Origin of the sequence: Roseobacter litoralis Och 149, assembly GCF_000154785.2 — a bacterium.
GTDB lineage: Bacteria > Pseudomonadota > Alphaproteobacteria > Rhodobacterales > Rhodobacteraceae > Roseobacter > Roseobacter litoralis.
The window spans coordinates 1,253,787-1,271,333 of record NC_015730.1; the positions used below are offsets into that span (position 1 = coordinate 1,253,787).

The 17,547-nt window shown below is 58.9% G+C and carries 16 protein-coding genes and 1 pseudogene; 11 read left to right on the plus strand and 6 right to left on the minus strand.

All coding sequences use genetic code 11. The annotated features are described in order from the left end of the window. Window positions 1-196 precede the first annotated feature (196 nt). Both ileS and RLO149_RS05865 read left to right on the plus strand, forming a co-directional pair. Window positions 197-3,226: an isoleucine--tRNA ligase gene (ileS, locus tag RLO149_RS05860; protein ID WP_013961159.1), complete on the plus strand. Its 3,030-nt coding sequence runs from the start codon at window positions 197-199 to the stop codon at window positions 3,224-3,226. Between the two features lie 170 nt (window positions 3,227-3,396). Then, window positions 3,397-3,852, plus strand: coding sequence for a methylated-DNA--[protein]-cysteine S-methyltransferase (locus RLO149_RS05865; protein ID WP_013961160.1), 456 nt, complete (start codon window positions 3,397-3,399; stop codon window positions 3,850-3,852). Window positions 3,853-3,856: 4 nt separating this feature from the next. Here RLO149_RS05865 and RLO149_RS05870 read toward each other — a convergent pair whose 3' ends face one another. From RLO149_RS05870 to fsa, 5 genes and pseudogenes are all read right to left on the minus strand, one after another. Continuing rightward, entirely contained in the window at window positions 3,857-4,627 is a 771-nt protein-coding gene (locus RLO149_RS05870; protein WP_013961161.1) for a hypothetical protein, read from the minus strand. Window positions 4,628-4,733: 106 nt separating this feature from the next. Continuing rightward, a pseudogene (locus tag RLO149_RS05875) lies at window positions 4,734-5,432 on the minus strand (CDP-alcohol phosphatidyltransferase family protein). Window positions 5,433-5,505: 73 nt separating this feature from the next. After that, window positions 5,506-6,426, minus strand: a complete 921-nt coding sequence (locus RLO149_RS05880) for a tyrosine recombinase XerC (RefSeq protein WP_013961162.1) — start codon at window positions 6,424-6,426, stop codon at window positions 5,506-5,508. Next, the gene (locus RLO149_RS05885; RefSeq protein WP_013961163.1) at window positions 6,423-7,121 is read right to left on the minus strand and encodes a DUF484 family protein; all 699 of its coding nucleotides are present in this window, start codon (window positions 7,119-7,121) and stop codon (window positions 6,423-6,425) included. Before RLO149_RS05885 ends, RLO149_RS05880 begins: the two co-directional genes overlap by 4 nt. Before the next feature lie 143 nt (window positions 7,122-7,264). Continuing rightward, window positions 7,265-7,918: a fructose-6-phosphate aldolase gene (gene fsa / locus RLO149_RS05890; protein ID WP_013961164.1), complete on the minus strand. Its 654-nt coding sequence runs from the start codon at window positions 7,916-7,918 to the stop codon at window positions 7,265-7,267. Window positions 7,919-8,000: 82 nt separating this feature from the next. Here fsa and RLO149_RS05895 point away from each other — a divergent pair, with 82 nt between their 5' ends. From RLO149_RS05895 to RLO149_RS05920, 6 genes are all read left to right on the plus strand, one after another. Further along, on the plus strand, window positions 8,001-10,238 hold the full coding sequence (locus RLO149_RS05895; protein WP_013961165.1) for a primosomal protein N': 2,238 nt from the start codon (window positions 8,001-8,003) through the stop codon (window positions 10,236-10,238). A 119-nt stretch (window positions 10,239-10,357) separates the two neighbouring features. Continuing rightward, entirely contained in the window at window positions 10,358-10,555 is a 198-nt protein-coding gene (locus tag RLO149_RS05900) for a hypothetical protein (RefSeq protein ID WP_013961166.1), read from the plus strand. A gap of 85 nt (window positions 10,556-10,640) precedes the next feature. After that, the gene (locus tag RLO149_RS05905) at window positions 10,641-11,873 is read left to right on the plus strand and encodes an MFS transporter (RefSeq protein WP_013961167.1); all 1,233 of its coding nucleotides are present in this window, start codon (window positions 10,641-10,643) and stop codon (window positions 11,871-11,873) included. Next, on the plus strand, window positions 11,870-13,261 hold the full coding sequence (locus RLO149_RS05910) for an MATE family efflux transporter (protein ID WP_245538130.1): 1,392 nt from the start codon (window positions 11,870-11,872) through the stop codon (window positions 13,259-13,261). The genes RLO149_RS05905 and RLO149_RS05910 overlap by 4 nt, the downstream gene beginning before the upstream one ends. Beyond that, entirely contained in the window at window positions 13,261-14,133 is an 873-nt protein-coding gene (locus RLO149_RS05915; RefSeq protein ID WP_013961169.1) for a 50S ribosomal protein L11 methyltransferase, read from the plus strand. The genes RLO149_RS05910 and RLO149_RS05915 overlap by 1 nt, the downstream gene beginning before the upstream one ends. A 107-nt stretch (window positions 14,134-14,240) precedes the next feature. After that, window positions 14,241-14,585 carry a hypothetical protein gene (locus tag RLO149_RS05920; RefSeq protein ID WP_013961170.1) on the plus strand — a complete coding sequence of 115 codons (345 nt, stop codon included), beginning with the start codon at window positions 14,241-14,243 and terminating at the stop codon, window positions 14,583-14,585. Window positions 14,586-14,746: 161 nt separating this feature from the next. On the opposite strand, the gene RLO149_RS05925 is transcribed toward RLO149_RS05920, so the two are convergent. After that, on the minus strand, window positions 14,747-14,965 hold the full coding sequence (locus RLO149_RS05925) for a DUF1127 domain-containing protein (RefSeq protein ID WP_044025230.1): 219 nt from the start codon (window positions 14,963-14,965) through the stop codon (window positions 14,747-14,749). A gap of 332 nt (window positions 14,966-15,297) precedes the next feature. On the opposite strand from RLO149_RS05925, the gene ruvC reads away from it, so the two are divergent. The 3 genes from ruvC to ruvB are packed head-to-tail and all read left to right on the plus strand — an operon-like array spanning window position 15,298 to window position 17,505. Then, window positions 15,298-15,804 carry a crossover junction endodeoxyribonuclease RuvC gene (gene ruvC / locus RLO149_RS05930; RefSeq protein ID WP_013961172.1) on the plus strand — a complete coding sequence of 169 codons (507 nt, stop codon included), beginning with the start codon at window positions 15,298-15,300 and terminating at the stop codon, window positions 15,802-15,804. Then, complete coding sequence (gene ruvA / locus RLO149_RS05935; protein ID WP_013961173.1) at window positions 15,801-16,457, plus strand: Holliday junction branch migration protein RuvA; 657 nt, start codon at window positions 15,801-15,803, stop codon at window positions 16,455-16,457. Before ruvC ends, ruvA begins: the two co-directional genes overlap by 4 nt. Window positions 16,458-16,482: 25 nt before the next feature. After that, window positions 16,483-17,505: a Holliday junction branch migration DNA helicase RuvB gene (gene ruvB / locus RLO149_RS05940; RefSeq protein WP_013961174.1), complete on the plus strand. Its 1,023-nt coding sequence runs from the start codon at window positions 16,483-16,485 to the stop codon at window positions 17,503-17,505. Window positions 17,506-17,547 lie beyond the last annotated feature (42 nt).

The following is a 17,547-nucleotide window of genomic DNA, read 5'->3' on the forward strand; positions in this document are numbered from 1 at the left end:
GCGCAGGTGTGCTGCATGAGGTCTTGTGATGCCGCAACGCCGGGCTTATACACGCGCGCATGACTGGATTTTTTGCGATCATAGTCCGAATTATATCCCCGGCGCTCTGATCATATGAGACGCCGGGCCAAGGTGTTTGAGCTTTTCGCACCGACAGCTTACCCCATTTCAAAGACCATCCGAGAGGACGCCCGCAATGTGCGCCGACACGACTGACACGACAGCCGCCCCTGACTATAAATCCACCCTGAACCTGCCCAAGACGGATTTTCCGATGCGCGCAGGTCTGCCCAAGCGCGAACCCGAATGGCTGGCCCGCTGGGAACGGATCGGGATTTACGACCGGCTGCGCGAAAAAGCCCTCGCCGGGACGGGCGAAAAAGGAAAACCCACGCGCACGCCCTTTACGCTGCACGACGGGCCGCCCTATGCCAACGGCCATCTGCACATCGGGCACGCGCTGAACAAGACGCTCAAGGATATGGTGGTGCGCAGCCAGCAAATGATGGGCCATGACGCGCGCTATATCCCCGGCTGGGATTGCCACGGTCTGCCCATCGAGTGGAAGATCGAAGAGCAATACCGCGCCAAGGGCCGCGACAAGGACGACGTGGATATCGTCGACTTCCGTCAGGAATGCCGCAAGTTTGCCGAAGGCTGGGTGGGCATCCAACGCGAGGAATTCAAACGCCTCGGCATCACGGGTAAATGGGAAAACCCTTACCTCACGATGGATTTTCACGCCGAACGGGTGATCGCCGAAGAGTTCCAGAAGTTCCTGATGAACGGCACGCTCTATCAAGGCTCCAAACCCGTGATGTGGTCGCCGGTAGAGAAAACAGCGCTGGCCGAGGCCGAAGTCGAATACCATGACCGCCAGACGGATGCGATCTGGGTGAAGTTTGCTGTCAGTTCGACCTCCAAACCCGAGGGCGCGTGGGTGGCGGACGACAATGAAGCGGTGAGTCACACAGGGAACGAGATTGCCCGACGGGACGATTTAGCCAAGGCTTTCTCAGACGCGTCCGTCGTTATCTTCACAACAACCCCTTGGACAATTCCGCAAAACCGGGCGATCTGTTTCGGGCCGGGTATTTCATACGGCCTCTACGAGGTGACGGAAACGCCGGAGGAGTGTTGGGTGTCGGTGGGCGACCGCTACCTAATGGCTGACGCGTTGGCTCAAGAAGCACTGGCTGCCGCGCGGCTCCAGCCCGGTATGTACAAGCGTTTGGACGACGTATCTGCCGATGAGTTACGTGGGCTAACCTGTGCACATCCGCTGCGCGGCCTCGACGGCGCGGCAGGCGAATGGGATTTCGATGTGCCGATGTTGCCGGGCGATCATGTCACCGACGACACTGGGACAGGCTTTGTGCATACGGCCCCCAGTCACGGCGATGACGACTATGCCATCGGGGTCAAGAATAACCTGCCGATGACGTATAACATCCTTGATGACAGTTCGTTCCGCGCCGATCTGCCGTTTTTCGCAGGTCAGCAGGTCGTCAAACCGAATGGCAAGCCGGGTGGGGCCAGTAAAGCCGTGATCGAAAAACTCAAAGAGGTCAGCGCGCTGATCGCCACCAAACGCATCACGATCTCGGACGCACATTCGTGGCGCTCCAAGGCGCCGGTGATCCGTCTGAACCGGCCCCAGTGGTTTGCTGCAATCGACCGCAAGATGGGTGATGGCAACGACCAATATGGCGACACGATCCGCAAGCGCGCGCTGACCTCCATCGACGAACTCGTCACCTGGACGCCGCAAACCGGGCGCAACCGGCTTTATTCCATGATCGAAGCACGGCCCGATTGGGTGCTGTCACGCCAGCGCGCCTGGGGCGTGCCGCTGACCTGTTTTGTGAAAAAGGGGGCCAAACATGATGATCCTGATTTCCTGCTGCGCAATGACGCTGTAAACGCCCGCATCCTTGAAGCCTTCGAGGCGGAAGGCGCGGATGCGTGGTATAAAGACGGGGCCAAGGAACGCTTCCTCGGGGATAGCGTGAACCCGGATGACTACGATCAGGTCATGGATATTCTGGATGTGTGGTTTGATTCCGGCTCCACTCACGCCTTTACGCTGCGCGACCGCGCGGATGGCTCTGAGGATGGCCTCGCCGATCTTTACCTCGAAGGGACCGACCAGCACCGCGGCTGGTTCCATTCATCAATGTTGCAGGCCTGCGGCACGATGGGGCGCGCGCCTTATCGCGCGGTGCTGACGCATGGGTTCACGCTGGACGAAAAGGGCATGAAGATGTCCAAATCGCTGGGCAATACGGTAGCCCCAGAAAAGATCATCCAGCAATATGGTGCGGATATCCTGCGACTTTGGGTGGCACAGGCGGATTATACGGTCGATCTGCGTATCGGGCCGGAAATTCTGAAAGGCGTGGCGGACAGCTATCGGCGGTTGCGCAATACCATGCGCTATATGCTCGGATCTCTGTCAGATTTCAGCGAAAATGACCGCACCGCCCCCGAAGATATGCCCGAGTTGGAGCGTTGGGTGCTGCACCGTCTTGCTGAGCTGGATAAAACCGTCCGGGATGGGTATGCGGCCTATGATTTTCAGGGTGTTTTTCAGGCGGTCTTTACCTTTGCGACGGTCGATTTGTCGGCGTTTTATTTCGATATCCGCAAGGATGCGCTGTATTGCGACGGTGACACATTGCAACGGCGTGCGGCGCGGACAGTGCTGGATATCCTGTTCCATCGTCTGACCACATGGCTCGCGCCGGTTCTGGTCTTCACTATGGAGGAGGTCTGGCTGCAGCGCTTCGGGGATGAGGACAGTTCGGTGCACTTGCAGGACTTCCCGGACACGCCGGGTGATTGGCTGGATCCTGACCTTGCCGCGAAATGGTCCGGGGTGCGCAGCGCGCGCCGCGTCGTCACGGCTGCGCTGGAAGTCGAGCGCACCAATAAGGTGATCGGCGCATCGCTGGAAGCGGCCCCGACCGTCTACGTCAGTGACGCCGACGCGCGCGCCGCGCTGGAAAGCCTGCCTCTTGAAGACATCTGCATCACCTCGCAAATCACTCTGACGGGGGATACGCCACCAGAGGGGGCTTTTCGCTTGCCGGAAACCGACGGCGTAGCGGTTGTGTTCCAAAAGGCGGATGGTGGAAAATGTGCGCGCTGCTGGAAAATTCTGCCGGATGTAGGCAGTCACAGCCACGCAGATGTTTGCGGGCGCTGCGATAGTGCAATGAGTTGACGTGCAACGGGCGGCCATAGCGGTCGCCCCGACGTTCCGACCGCCCGTCGCTCTGGCGCTGGCAGGTTTCGGTATCGACGCATGGTTTTAAGTCTGTCGCACCATTCCCCCATGGTTCAAGGCGCATCTTTCGGGTTGTTCCGAGAAGGATGATGCGCGACCTTTGACGCATGTTGATATGCACAGTGAAAACGCAATTTGGTCGCCTGATCCTGACGGAAGAGGACGGCGCACTTGTGTCCGTCAACTGGGGCAATGCTGTTCGCGAGGACGCATCTGAGCTCTTGCAGCGCGCCTCCTTGCAGATCTCAGAATATGATCACGGGACGCGACAGCAGTTCGATCTGCCTTTGCGCATCGGGGGCAGCGCGTTTCAAAAGGCGGTTTGTGACGCCATTTACGCCATTCCGTTTGGCGATACCTGCACCTACGGGGATATCGCCAAAGCGCTCGGCGTGCCTGCGCAGGCGGTCGGACAGGCCTGCGGGGCAAATCCGATCCCGATCATCATACCTTGCCACCGTGTGATGGGGGCCAAAGGGCTCACCGGGTTTTCCGGCGCAGGCGGGGTTGAGACCAAAGTGGCGCTGTTGCGCCACGAAGGAGCGGCGGGGTTGTTGATCTGAGCGGTTATTTGGTGCCGCGTGCATCATGCGTCCAATCTGTCCCATCCCAGGTGATATTCCCCTTGTAATCAAGCATGTTACCCTTCTTTTTTACCCAGACTTTAAAGCCCCACCCAACATGGCCATCCTTGTCCGCGCCATAGTACGTACCACCCTTTTGATAGACTTTTCCCTTGGGGGTATGGCTGGGGTCTGAACAGGTGAACTTGTCGCTTTTGACTTCTGTCCAATGCAGCACCCCTGCGACAATCTCTGCATCGCCTTCGCTCATGCCGCCCTCGGTCGGCCAGTTTGTATTGACGCGCATGTCCGGCGCGACAGGTGCTGCTGCAACGGGTGCACCTACCCTCAACGCGTCAAGCGCGGTTTGAACTGCGGCCTTATCTGCATTGGTGAGGCCATGCGTTTCCCAGAACTTACGTTTCCATTCCTTGGTCTTTATGATTTTTATACCGGCGTCAAAGAGCTCTTGCGCGGCGTCAGCGACTGTCCTTTGTAAAACGGGCTGGTGCGCAGGATATGCGGTTCTGCCTGAGGGTGCGACGGGCCCGGCTGCGGCTTTGCGTTGAACTGCCTCTAAATGGCGAACGCTTTGGGCGGGCCGCACCTGGTCCGCTTTTTGTTGCAGGCTGTCGATGTACGCCGTGCTTTTGCTTGTCTTTGCCAGCGCTTGCAGGGTTGTCATTCTATTGGTGCGCGCGCTGTCACCGCTTCGTGACGCGCGTAGCCCTGCGCGTGGCGGCGCGCCGACAGGCTTGAAAAGTAGTGTTTTCACAGGGCATGTCCTTCATCAATGAGAAGAATACACGCTACCCTAACACGAACATGGCCATTTCCATCAAATATTTATCGATCGCCAGCCCAAGGCCTGCCCGCCCTCGTCAGGTGGTCTCGCTGTCTGGAAAAATCTGCTGCGCGACACCGGCAAAAAGCAGATAGACCGAGGTTACGACCAGCCCCCAATGCGCCCAGCTTTCGGGGTGGAAATCCACCCAGGCGGCCCAGCCGGCAAAACCGGTCCAGGCCAGGGCGATGGGCAGTGTCAGCCACCGCCAGCGCCTCGTGCGCACCGGATGCACGAATTTGAGCGGCAGGAACATCGCAATTGCAAGTGTCGTCACCAAGGTCAGGCTGACCCAGAAATTGGGCTCAAGTGCAAAGATAACCAGCACAAGCATATTCCAGCAGCCGGGGAAGCCGGAAAAGGAATTATCTTTGGTTTTCATGCGCGTATCAGCGAAATACATCGCAGATGTAAAGGTGATGACAATGATCGCGACTCAACCCGTCCAGCCATCCATCAGCCCAGATTTGAACAGCGCAAAGGCGGGAATGAAAACATAGGTCAGGTAATCAATGATCAGGTCGAGCAATACACCGTCAAATTCCGGCGCGTTGACCTTGACGTGGTATTTCCGGGCAAGCGGTCCGTCGATACCATCGACAAAAAAAGCGACCACAAGCCACAGGAACATCAGATCCCATTTTTCGTCCACGGCGGCCAGCATCGCCAGCATTGCAAATACTGCGCCCGTTGCGGTCAGAAGGTGGACCGCAAGCGCAGCCATTCGATTAGTCATGAAGGCTTTTTGACCCATACGGCCTTGGGATGCAAAAGAAATGTCGCGCTTGGCCGGATCAATTGCAAAGAGATCATGCTTTGGGGTGGGTGCGGTCATAAACCTTCATCAGGCGCACGGTATCGACGGCTGTATAGGCTTGCGTTGTGGACAGGGAGGCATGGCCCAACAGTTCCTGAATGGCGCGCAGATCACCGCCCGCGTTCAACAGGTGGGTTGCAAAGGAGTGGCGCATCGCATGCGGTGTCGCGGTGGCGGGCAAACCCAGTTGCATCCGCGCGGCGGCCATGACCTTTTGGATCGTACCGGGGCGCAAGGGCCCGCCGCGCACCGCCCGAAACAGCGGGGCTTCAGCGGTCTGCGGGTGTGGGCACATCCTGACATATGCGTCCACCGCGTCGCGCGCGGCGGGTAATACGGGCACAATACGTTCCTTGCCGCCTTTGCCGGTAATGCGCAGCGTGGCGGGCAGGGGCGCGTCTGCTGCGGCGAGCGAGAGCGCTTCGGAAATACGCAACCCGCAGCCCCACAACAGGGTCACGACCGCCACGTCGCGCGCGCAGACCCAAGGGTGCTGGGACTGGATTTCGATGGCGTCGATCAGATTTCGCGCCGCATCCGGGGCCAACGGGCGGGGCAGTTTCTTTTGAAACTTGGGTGCGCGCGTGGATAAAACCGCCGTGGGTTCAAAGCCCTCGCGCAGGGCCAGCCATTTGTAAAACGCCTTCACCGCCGAGAGTTTTCGCGCCAGCGAGCGCGCAGCGACACCGGTCTCGCGCGTCTGCGCCATCCACGCCCGCATGTCGGTCACGGATATATCCGCCAGCGCGCCCAAACCTTGCGGTGCGCCCTTGTGTGCGGTGATGAAGGACAGAAAATCGATCACATCGCCCTGATAGGCGATCAGTGTGTTTTCCGCGGCACCCTTGATCGCGCGTTGATGCGCCAGCCAGTTTTGCAGCGCATCAGTGGCGGCAGGGCTGATAAAGCTCACGTGATCCAGCGGCGCAGGACCCTTTCCATCACGCCCGTGAAAAACACAAGTAAATCCGTGCCTTGCTGCGGTCCGAACATCTCGGCGTCCTTTGAGCCCAGAACCAGCAGACCGGGCAGTCTGTCTGCGCCCAAATCAAGTTTAAGACAGGCCTCCGAGCGGATCTGCTCTGCGTCCTGTCCAAAAACATCAGCATCGCCATGATCCACGCGGCGCAACGTCACCTGCCGTGAAATGCCGCCGCGCCCTTGGGTGACATAGGCATCCATATAGCCCGGAGCCTTGCGCATCTTGCCGTTTTCAGTGGCCATAGGGTCGTCGTTCTGATCGCTTTCCAGAACCAGCCGGATCGCATCAACCCGCAGCGTTTCGGCAACATCGCTTTGCAGATGTGCAAGCAGGTCCGTCAGGCTGTCGGCCTCGAGAATCCGCAGGATCGCGCGGTGTATCTGGTTCGTTCCCGCAACGTTTTCATAGGCCGCCGCGATCACGGAACGATGGGTGTCTTCCAACCGGTCAAGGCGGCTTTCCAAACGGTCCATCGCGATGCCGCGCAGATCGACAATATTGTCGCCCATGATCTTTTCGTTGGCGGCAACAAGGGCGCGCATCACGTCCTTGTCGTCCAGAATTACATCGGGAGTGGCGATGATCTTTGCGCGCAATGCGTCTTCGATTTTCGGAGTGCTGGTCATATGCTGCTCATTTTTTCATTTTTTCAAACAGTACCACGGGTCATGTTCAAAATCTGCCAAAATGTGCGACCAGCCTTCATGTGTTGCCCGCACGCGCCACCCCGCGTAAGGGCAGCGCGCCGGTAAGGCGGTATGTCAGGTTCTTACAGGATCTTCTGACCGGTTTTTTCCCAGTCCGACATGAACTGTTGCAAGCCCTTGTCGGTCAGCGGGTGAAACGCCAGTTTATGGATCACCTCAGGGGGGGCCGTCATTACATCGGCACCAATAAGCGCGACTTGCTGGACATGGTTGATGGTACGGATGGAGGCCGCGAGGATTTCAGTCGCAAACCCGTAGTTGTCATAGATCGTGCGGATGTCCTCGATCAATTCGCATCCATCAAGGCTCATGTCATCCAGCCGCCCGATGAACGGGCTGATGAAGGATGCACCGGCCTTGGCCGCCAAAAGCGCCTGATTGGCCGAAAAGCAGAGGGTCACATTGACCATTTTACCCTCATCCGACAGTGTCTTACACGCCTTGAGGCCGTCCCACGTCAGGGGCAGTTTGACGGTGATGTTCTCGGCGATCTCGGCAAGCTTGCGCCCTTCGGCGATCATTGCATCTGCCTCAAGGGCGACCACTTCGGCGCTGACCGGGCCTGAGACGATGCCGCAGATTTCCTTTGTCACCTCAATGATGTCACGTCCCGATTTCAGGATCAGCGAGGGGTTCGTGGTGACGCCATCGACCATGCCCAGATCGTTGAGGTCTGCAATGGCCTGCGTGTCGGCGGTATCGACGAAGAACTTCATGTGTGTGGTATCCTTTTTAGCGCGGTGTTCGGGTGACGCGGCGTTGATCGCTCTTGCGCTTGGCTTTACCGCATGATCTGCGATGCTGAAACCCTCAATTGCCGTTTCAGCCGGAGCCTGCCCTTTGAGCCTGCCGCAATTTTACGATTGTGACGCGTTGATCGCTGTCCTGACGACCCAGCCTCTGGGCCGCACGCTGGATTATCGCGCTCCGGAAGGGGGGTGCCATCTGGGTGCTTTTGTCGAGGTGCCGCTTGGACCGCGCAAGGTGCTGGGTGTTGTCTGGGGGCCGGGGCAGGGGGATTATGAACGCTCCAAAATCCGTCAGGCCTACCGGGTGCTGGATGCCGCCCCCATGCGCGAAGAGATGTGTCTGTTTCTTAAACGCGCGGCGGATTACACGCTGACGCCGCTGCCTGCGATGCTGCGTCTTGCCACCCGCGCGCCGGGTCTGGGTGATCCGCCGTCGATGCGCAAGATCTACCGGCGTGGTTCGGGAGAACCTGACAAGATGACGGCGGCGCGGCGCAAAGTGTTGGCGGCCTTGGCGGAATACGGCGATTTGGCCTTCACGCTCAAGGAACTCGCCGAGATGGCCGATGTGGGTACGTCTGTGGTCAAAGGTCTGGTCGCACAGGGGGCTGTTGTCGAAGAAGACAGCCCGCGCGATCTGCCCTTTCCCCGTCTTGACCCCTCGCGCCCCGGTAAGGCACTGACAGCGGATCAGGCGGCGGGGGCGGCGCAATTGGCGCAGGCGGTCCGTTCAGAACGATATGGCACGACCCTGCTGCGCGGTGTCACGGGTTCGGGCAAGACCGAGGTTTATCTTGAGGCAGTCGCGGCGGCCCTGACGGCAGGCCGGCAAGCACTGGTGCTGCTGCCCGAGATCGCCCTGACCGCTGAATTCCTGACCCGGGTGCAGGAACGCTTTGGTGCGCGCCCTGCTGAATGGCATTCGGGGGCGACCATGACCGAACGCAGGCGTATCTTTCGTATGGTCGGTCAGGGTGAGGCGCAGCTTGTCATCGGCGCGCGGTCGGCGCTGTTTCTTCCCTATCAGAACCTTGGCCTGATCGTGGTCGATGAGGAACACGACACCTCCTACAAGCAGGAAGAGGGGGTTTTGTACAACGCGCGCGATATGGCGGTGCTGCGCGCGTCGATCTGCGGGGCGCAGGTCGTTCTTGCCTCTGCCACACCCTCGCTGGAAAGCTGGGCCAATGCGCAGGCAGGCAAATACGCAAAGCTGGAACTGACCTCGCGGTTCGGGGCCGCGGTGATGCCAGAAATGCGTGCCATTGATATGCGCGTTGAAAGCCTTCCGTCCAATCGTTGGGTCTCTGATGTGCTGCGCAAAGAGGTGGAGGCACGCATGGCGCGGGGGGAGCAGTCGATGCTGTTCATCAACCGGCGCGGCTATGCCCCGATCACGCTGTGTCGGGCCTGCGGCCATCAAATTGGCTGCGATCATTGCGACGCGCGCATGGTGGAGCACCGGTTTCTCAAGCGCCTTGTCTGTCATCAGTGCGGCGAAAGCAAACCGATGCCCACGGTCTGTCCGTCGTGCAATGCTGAAGACAGGCTGGCAGCGGTCGGGCCCGGTGTCGAGCGGCTGGCAGAAGAGGCGACAGAACTGTTCCCCGACGCCCGGATTGCCGCGCTCAGTTCGGACATGTATGGTTCTGCCCGCGCACTCAAGGCCGAGATTGAAGATATCGCGGCAGGCGGTGCTGACATCATCATCGGCACGCAGCTTGTGGCCAAGGGGCACAATTTTCCCAACCTGACGCTGGTCGGCGTGATTGATGCGGATCTGGGCCTGCAGGGATCTGATCTGCGCGCCGCCGAACGCACGTTTCAACTCATGCGGCAGGTCGCCGGTCGCGCCGGCCGCGCGGAAAAAGCGGGCGCTGCACTTTTGCAAACCTATCAACCCGAGCATCCTGTCATTCGCGCCATTCTGGCGGGGGACGAAGATGAATTCTGGGCAGCCGAGGCGCGCGAGCGCAAGGCCGCTGGCGTGCCGCCATACGGGCGCATGGCCGGTATTATCCTGAGCGGACCCGACGTGGCGATGGTCTTTGACGCAGGCAATCAACTGGCGCGGCAGGATGCGCCGTTGCGGGCCATCGGTGCGCAGGTTTTCGGGCCAGCACCCGCGCCGATTGCGCGCGTTCGCGGACGTCACAGGGTGCGGCTGCTTGTAAAGGCTGAGAAATCTGCCCCCTTGCAGGAGGCGCTTGCGCGTTGGGTGGCCCAATTGCGGATCAAAGGTGATTTACGTGTCGCCGTCGATATTGATCCACAGAGTTTTTATTAGCATTCATATGTGTGATGTAATGCATCATAAACATTCGTTTTGCTTATCGTTCATCCGCGCATATCTCTTGATCAGAAGCACAGGTCAGTCCGACCACTGTGCGCATCAGGAGAAATGAAATGGCTTATCAGACCACAGAACACAGGACTCACACCGCCCCTTGGTCAAACTCGCGCCTGTCTTTGCCACGGCAGGGCACATTGGCGGCGGTCGCCGGGATACTCATGGCCCTGACTTTGATCAGTGTATCGCAAGGCCCGGCGCAACAGTCCGATATCGAGGATTGGCACGGCAACGTCGCGTCTTCTGCACGGTAAGAGCAATGAAATAGACCTTGGTGGCCTATGGCGGGGTGCAAAATTGTGCCTCGTCAAAGGTCCACAAAAGGACTAAGCAACGGGTATGGCCCGCTATGTTCCCCTTGCAGATGCACACCATCTACCGCTGTGGCGACGGCCGATCGCCTTGCTGTTCCTGATGGCCTTTGCGATGCCGATTGCGTTCAATACGTGGTCTGCATTGCTGAACAACTTTGTGATTGAAGCCGCCGATTTCGATGGTTCGGATATCGGGCTTTTGCACACGGTCCGCGAGATTCCGGGATTTCTGGCGGTTGGGGTCATCGCGATCATCATTTTCATGCGCGAGCAGGTGCTGGGCCTTGTTTCGTTGATCTTGCTCGGCGTTGCCACTGCGGTTACCGCATGGTTCCCTTCCATGGGCGGCATTCTGGCCATCACCATGCTGAGTTCGATCGGCTTTCACTATTACGAGACCGTCAATCAATCCCTGCAACTGCAATGGCTGAGCAAACAGGAAGCGCCGCGTATCCTCGGCTGGCTGCTCGCGGCAGGATCAGGGGCGACTTTGCTTGCCTATCTGGCGATCATGGCGCTGTGGGATACATTGGGTCTGTCCTACAATACAGTCTATATGGCGGGCGGCGGCATTACCGTCGCTTTGGCCGTCTTCGCGATGCTGGCCTATCCGCAGTTTGAAGCGCCTAATCCGCAGATCAAGAAAATGGTGCTGCGCAAACGATACTGGCTCTATTACGCGCTGCAGTTCATGTCGGGGGCGCGGCGTCAGATTTTTGTGGTTTTTGCGGGTTTCATGATGGTCGAAAAATTCGGCTATGATGTACATGAAATCACGCTGCTGTACCTTATCAACCTTGTGATCAACATAATGGTCGCCCCTTTGCTGGGCCGTGCGGTGGGTTATTTTGGCGAACGGCGCACGCTTGGGTTTGAATACATCGGTCTGGTGCTGGTGTTTCTGTGTTATGGCGGCGTTTATTATTTCAGCTGGGGCGTGGCAGTGGCGGCGACGCTTTATGTGCTGGATCATATCTTCTTTGGTCTGGCGCTGGCGCTGAAAACCTACTTTCAGAAAATCGCAGATCCCGGTGATATCGCGCCGACTGCAGCTGTTGCCTTTACCATCAACCATATCGCGGCGGTCTTTCTGCCGGTGTCTTTTGGTCTGCTGTGGCTATGGTCCCCGGCGGCGGTGTTCTTTCTTGCGGCGGTCATGGCGGCGGTGTCCTTTGCCCTTGCCATGATGATCCCGCGCCATCCCGAAAAAGGGTTTGAAACCATTTTCGCGCGTGGCATCCCCGCACCGGCAGAATGAGCGAAGGTCGGTTCCTCACGGGATCGACGATGGGGCATGTTGTGCGCATGACGGCCACAGGGGCCTTTGGCATTACGTTCGTTTTTCTTGTGGATGCGGCCAATCTGGTCTGGATTGCGCAACTGGGAGACCCCAGACTCGTTGCGGCCATCGGGTTTGCCTTTGCGATCCAGTTCTTTTCGGTGTCCTCGGGCGTGGGGTTGATGATCGCGTCCACCGCCATGGTGTCGCGCAGCATCGGAGAGGGGAACCGCGAAAAGGCGCGGACGCAGGCGGGGGCGGCCATGGTCACGGCGGCGGTCATTCAGGCCGTTGTGGCCACGCTGGTCATCGTGCTTCGGCACGATTTGCTGGCGCTGGCAGGGGCCACTGGTGAAACGGCGGCCATGGCCGCGCGGTATCTGCTGATCACAATGCCCTCGCTGGTGCTGATGGCCATCGGATTGATTGCATCGGGCGTGCTGCGCGCCGAAGGGTTCGGGGCCAAGGCGATGTATATCACCCTGCTTTCGGGGGCTTTGCTGATGGTAATCGACCCGGTGCTGATCATCTGGTTGGGCTGGGGGCTTGATGGTGCGGCAATTGGTCTGTTGCTGTTTCGGGTGGCCTTGATGCTTCTGGGGCTCTATTTTGCCGCATGGCAAAACAAGCTGATTGCGCGGCCTGATCTGACGGCGTTGCGCACCGTTTTGCCCGTATACCTTGCCATCGCCGTGCCCGCCATCGCCACCCAGATGGCCACACCCGTCGGAAACTATTTGCTGACCATGATCATGGCCCCTTTCGGGGATGACGCTGTGGCAGCATGGGCGGTCGTCGGGCGGCTTACCGTTGTGGTTTTTGGCGGTATCTTTGCATTGTCTGGCGCGATCGGTGGTATCTTTGGCCAGAATTACGGTGCGGGGTATTACGCACGGCTTCGCTCGACCTATCGCGACGCGTTGATTTTCTGCCTGATGTATACGCTGACAATGTGGTTGGCTCTTTTCTGGGCAACGCCTTACGTCAGCGCGCTCTTCGGGTTGACCGGGCAGGGTGCGGACGTATTGCGCGCCTTCAGTATCGTAGGGGTCGGCGGGTTTATCTTTGTGGGTCCGCTGTTTGTGTGCAATGCCGCCTTTAACAGCCTTGGCAAGCCAGCCCGCTCCACGCTGCTGAACTGGTCCAAGGAAGCAGCAATCGGATGGCCGGCGGCAGCGCTTCTCGCCATCTATTTCGGGGCGTCGGGTGTGATCTACGGGCAGGCTCTGGCCAGCATGCTGGTTGGAACGCTGGCCTGTTTTTGGGGATGGCGATACGTCGCGGGGCTGGAAGGGGCGCGCAAACGGGCGCTTGACGTCGCAGCGCTGCGGCCCTACCCGAACCCTGATCGATACCGGAGACGCTGATGCCAACTTTTACTGCCCTCACAACACTGCGCGGCAAGGATGCCGCCGAAAACTTGGGTCTTGCGATGGAAGGTTTGCAGCCTGAACCCACGGGCATTGGTGTCTTTGAGGTCGAGGATGGCTCGGGCCTGTGGGAAGTGGGCGGTTATTTCACCGAACCGCCCGATGAGACGTCCTTGCTGTTGCTGTCGACCGCATTGGATGCCAAGCCTTTTGTGATATCACAGCTGCCCGAAACCGATTGGGTCGCCCATGTGCGGCGCGAGCTGGCACCTGTGCGGGCGGGCCGTTTTTTTGTCTATGGCAGCCATGACGCAGAGAATGTGCCGCCCGATACGGAACCTTTGCTGATCGAGGCGGCGATGGCCTTTGGCACGGGGCACCACGGCACGACGCTGGGCTGCCTGCGCGCACTCGATCGATTGGACAACAGCGGGTTTTCAGGCAAAAACGTGGCGGACATCGGCTGTGGCACCGCCGTGCTGGCGATGGCGGCTGCGCGGATTTGGAAAAACCCTGTGCTCGCCAGCGACATTGATGAAGTTGCGGTTGATGTGGCCAATAGCAACATCAAGGCCAACGAACTCACAGGGCGGGTCGTCTGTGTCGAGGCCGCCGGGTTTGATCACCCCATTCTGCGCGCAGCAGCCCCCTTCGATCTCGTGTTTGCGAATATCCTCAAGGGACCGCTGGTTGCGCTGGCCCCGGACATGGCAATCAATATCGCGCCCGGTGGTCACGCAATTCTATCGGGTATTCTTAACGAACAGGCGGATGGTGTCATCGACGTTTATGTACAATCCGGGTTCAATCTAGACCATCGCGAAGAGATTGTTGACTGGACAACGCTTACTCTAAGTAGAAATGGCTGAATTCGCCTGATACTTTGCCGAAAATGGCCAGTTTATCTTGAATTTTCCATAATTTATGAGCATCTTCTTCATTGATCGGGTGGGGGCTTGGTCAGTGGGAGAGTGGGATGTCTGACACATTCACTCAATTTGAAAGACGACTGGATACCCTTGAACGCAAGCATCGCGCGCTGGCAAACGGGTATGTGGCCGGGGTCAATCCGGATGGGTTGATAACGATTGCCCCCAAGGCAGAACGCTCTGGTCTGATGGTTCGCTTTGGTGTCGCGGTGGCTTTCGGGTTTGTTGCATTCAAGGCGATGGCGGTCGCTGTGATCGGCCCGGCAACATATCAGGGCCGTATCGATACACTCGCCTCAGGCAATACTTTCGAAAAGGTCTGCGCCTGGGTCATGCAAGCAGACCCGGTGTCGCAAAAAGTCGCGACATTTCTTCTGGCTACAGTCGGTTAGTGATCAGTGGCAGGCCCGCGCCTGATGCTGTGTAACGAGTAACGGAAAGCCTGTTTTAGGTGGTCCAGTGTAAAAAAGCCGCGTTTTCCGATGCAGGAAAACGCGGCTTATATTCTTTGAGACCTATCGTTTCACACGCGCGGTGCGAGACAGGCACTCATTTAGCGGATCATTGTGTTCTCTGCGACCGCGTCGATGTCTGAGCGGCTCAGGCCGATGTCTTCCAGTTCACGATCTGTCAAACCGGACAGAGCGTTGCGTGTGACGCGCGCGTCGTTCCATGAAACAACTGTTGCGATTGCTGCGCTGATGGTGGCAAAGAAACGGCTCGATGCTGTGGCGGAGCCGTATGTGGTGCGGGTGGTGTCAAAAGTAGCCATTGTAGCCGTCCTTATATCTATCTGAGTTGACCGGTCATGCCGGTGTGTTGTGAGAGGCAGATAGGGTCTGCCCGAATTTTCAGCAAGGTGAGAAAGCGCATGGGCGGTATGCAATTTCCGCATAGGTCTTGATTTCGGTTAACCTAAAGTAAACAAACAAAAAATGATGCAGCGTATGTGTCGGAAACCAACCATTTGACGGCGCTTTTTGACCTAAAATTCGCGGCAAGCCGGAAAACCGACCGCGAGGGTTTGAAAAAGGAACCGCTTGGCGCATGTTCGCCTTTCGTGCTAATGCATAAAAAACGAATAAAAAGAGCAGGACAGCATTTATGACACGGGTAATTGGCATTGATCCGGGGCTACGAAACCTCGGCTGGGGCGTCATTGAACTTTCCGGCAGTCGAATCGCGCATGTGGCCAATGGGGTTTGTGTCTCGGTCGGAACTGAATTGTCAGATCGCCTGCTGTCTTTGCATGAGCAACTCACGGCCGTGGTCTTGAAGTTTGCGCCGGATGAGGCTGCGGTCGAGCAGACATTCGTCAACAAGGATGGTGCCGGGACGCTCAAGCTGGGTCAGGCGCGCGGGATTGCGATGCTGGTGCCGGCACAGGCAGGCCTGCGCGTTGGTGAATACGCGCCTAACAAGATCAAGAAGACGGTGGTGGGGGTTGGTCACGCGGACAAGGGACAGGTGTTGCATATGGTGCGCTTGCAATTGCCCGGTGCAGAGATCAAAAGCCCGGATGCGGCGGATGCTTTGGCGATTGCCATCTGTCACGCACACCACGGGGGAGCGGCTGGTTTGGGCGCCGCAATTGCAAAGGCAACCGCATGATTGGCAAGATCACAGGCCGTCTTGAATATCGCACAACGGATCACGTGCTGATAGATGTGCGCGGCGTCGGGTATCTGGTCTTTTGCTCGGAACGTACATTGGCGGCTCTGCCGGGTGTGGGCGAGGTCGTCGCGTTATATACGGACCTGCTGGTGCGCGAGGACGTGATGCAGCTTTTTGGTTTCACCACGCTCACGGAAAAGGAATGGCATCGATTGCTGACCTCCGTACAGGGGGTCGGGGCCAAGGCGTCGCTTGCAATCCTCGGCACCCTCGGGGCGGATGGCGTCAGCCGGGCCATCGCTCTCGGCGATTGGAACGCGGTCAAGGCGGCCAAGGGGGTCGGCCCAAAAATCGCGCAACGCGTCGTTCTTGACCTCAAGGACAAAGCACCAAGCGTCATGGGCATGCGCGACACGCAAGCCATCGCAAGCGCTGATGCCACAGACACGGTCATTGAAACGACGGCCACGCCAGCCCCGGTGTTGCAAAACCCATCGGCACAGGCCGAGGCTCTGTCAGCCCTGTCCAATCTGGGCTATGGTCCGGGGGACGCGGCGGGCGCTGTGGCTGAGGCGGCAGGCGAGATGCCTGAGGCAGAAACGCCTGATCTGATCCGGGCGGCATTGAAACGGCTCGCACCCAAAGGATAGGCTGCGACCAGATGCAGGATAATTCATGAGCGATATTGACCCGACGGTACGCCCTGACCCTCTGCCCGAGGATCATGATCGCGCCCTGCGCCCGCAAGTGCTGGACGAATTCGTGGGGCAGGCCGACGTGCGCGCCAACCTCAAGGTGTTCATTGCTTCTGCACGGCAACGGGGTGAGGCGATGGATCATACGCTATTTCACGGTCCGCCGGGATTGGGCAAGACGACACTGGCACAGATCATGGCGCGCGAATTGGGTGTTGGGTTTCGCATGACCAGCGGCCCGGTGCTGGCCAAGGCGGGCGACCTTGCGGCGATCCTGACCAATCTGGAAAAACGCGATGTGCTCTTTATCGATGAAATCCACAGGCTCAACCCCGCCGTCGAAGAAGTGCTTTACCCCGCCCTCGAAGACTTCGAACTTGATCTGGTCATCGGGGAGGGTCCTGCCGCGCGCACGGTGCGGATCGAACTGCAGCCCTTCACACTTGTGGGCGCGACCACGCGGATGGGGCTGCTGACGACGCCGTTGCGCGACCGATTTGGCATCCCCACGCGGTTGCAGTTTTACACCGAAGACGAGCTTTTCATTATCGTGGAGCGGAATGCGCGCAAACTTGGGGCCCCGGCAGATCAGGGTGGCGCGCGTGAAATTGCGCGCCGGGCCCGCGGTACGCCCCGGATTGCAGGGCGATTGCTACGCCGCGTCGTCGATTTCGCGGTCGTCGAGGGCGATGGGCGTGTCACGCGCGAGCTTGCGGATATGGCGCTGAACCGGCTGGGCGTGGATCATCTGGGACTTGATGGTGCGGACCGGCGCTATTTGCGGCTGATCGCCGAGAATTACGCGGGCGGACCCGTGGGCATTGAAACGATGAGCGCGGCCCTCAGCGAAAGCCGCGATGCGCTCGAAGAGGTCATCGAACCCTTCCTGTTGCAGCAGGGGTTGATCCAGCGCACGCCGCGCGGGCGCATGTTGGCGCAAAAGGGTTGGACGCATCTGGGCCTTGACGCGCCGCGCGCCCAGACGGATTTGTTTGGGGGATAAGCGGCGCCTGCGCGTGCCGCCAAGCAGGAGACAGCAGCCGTT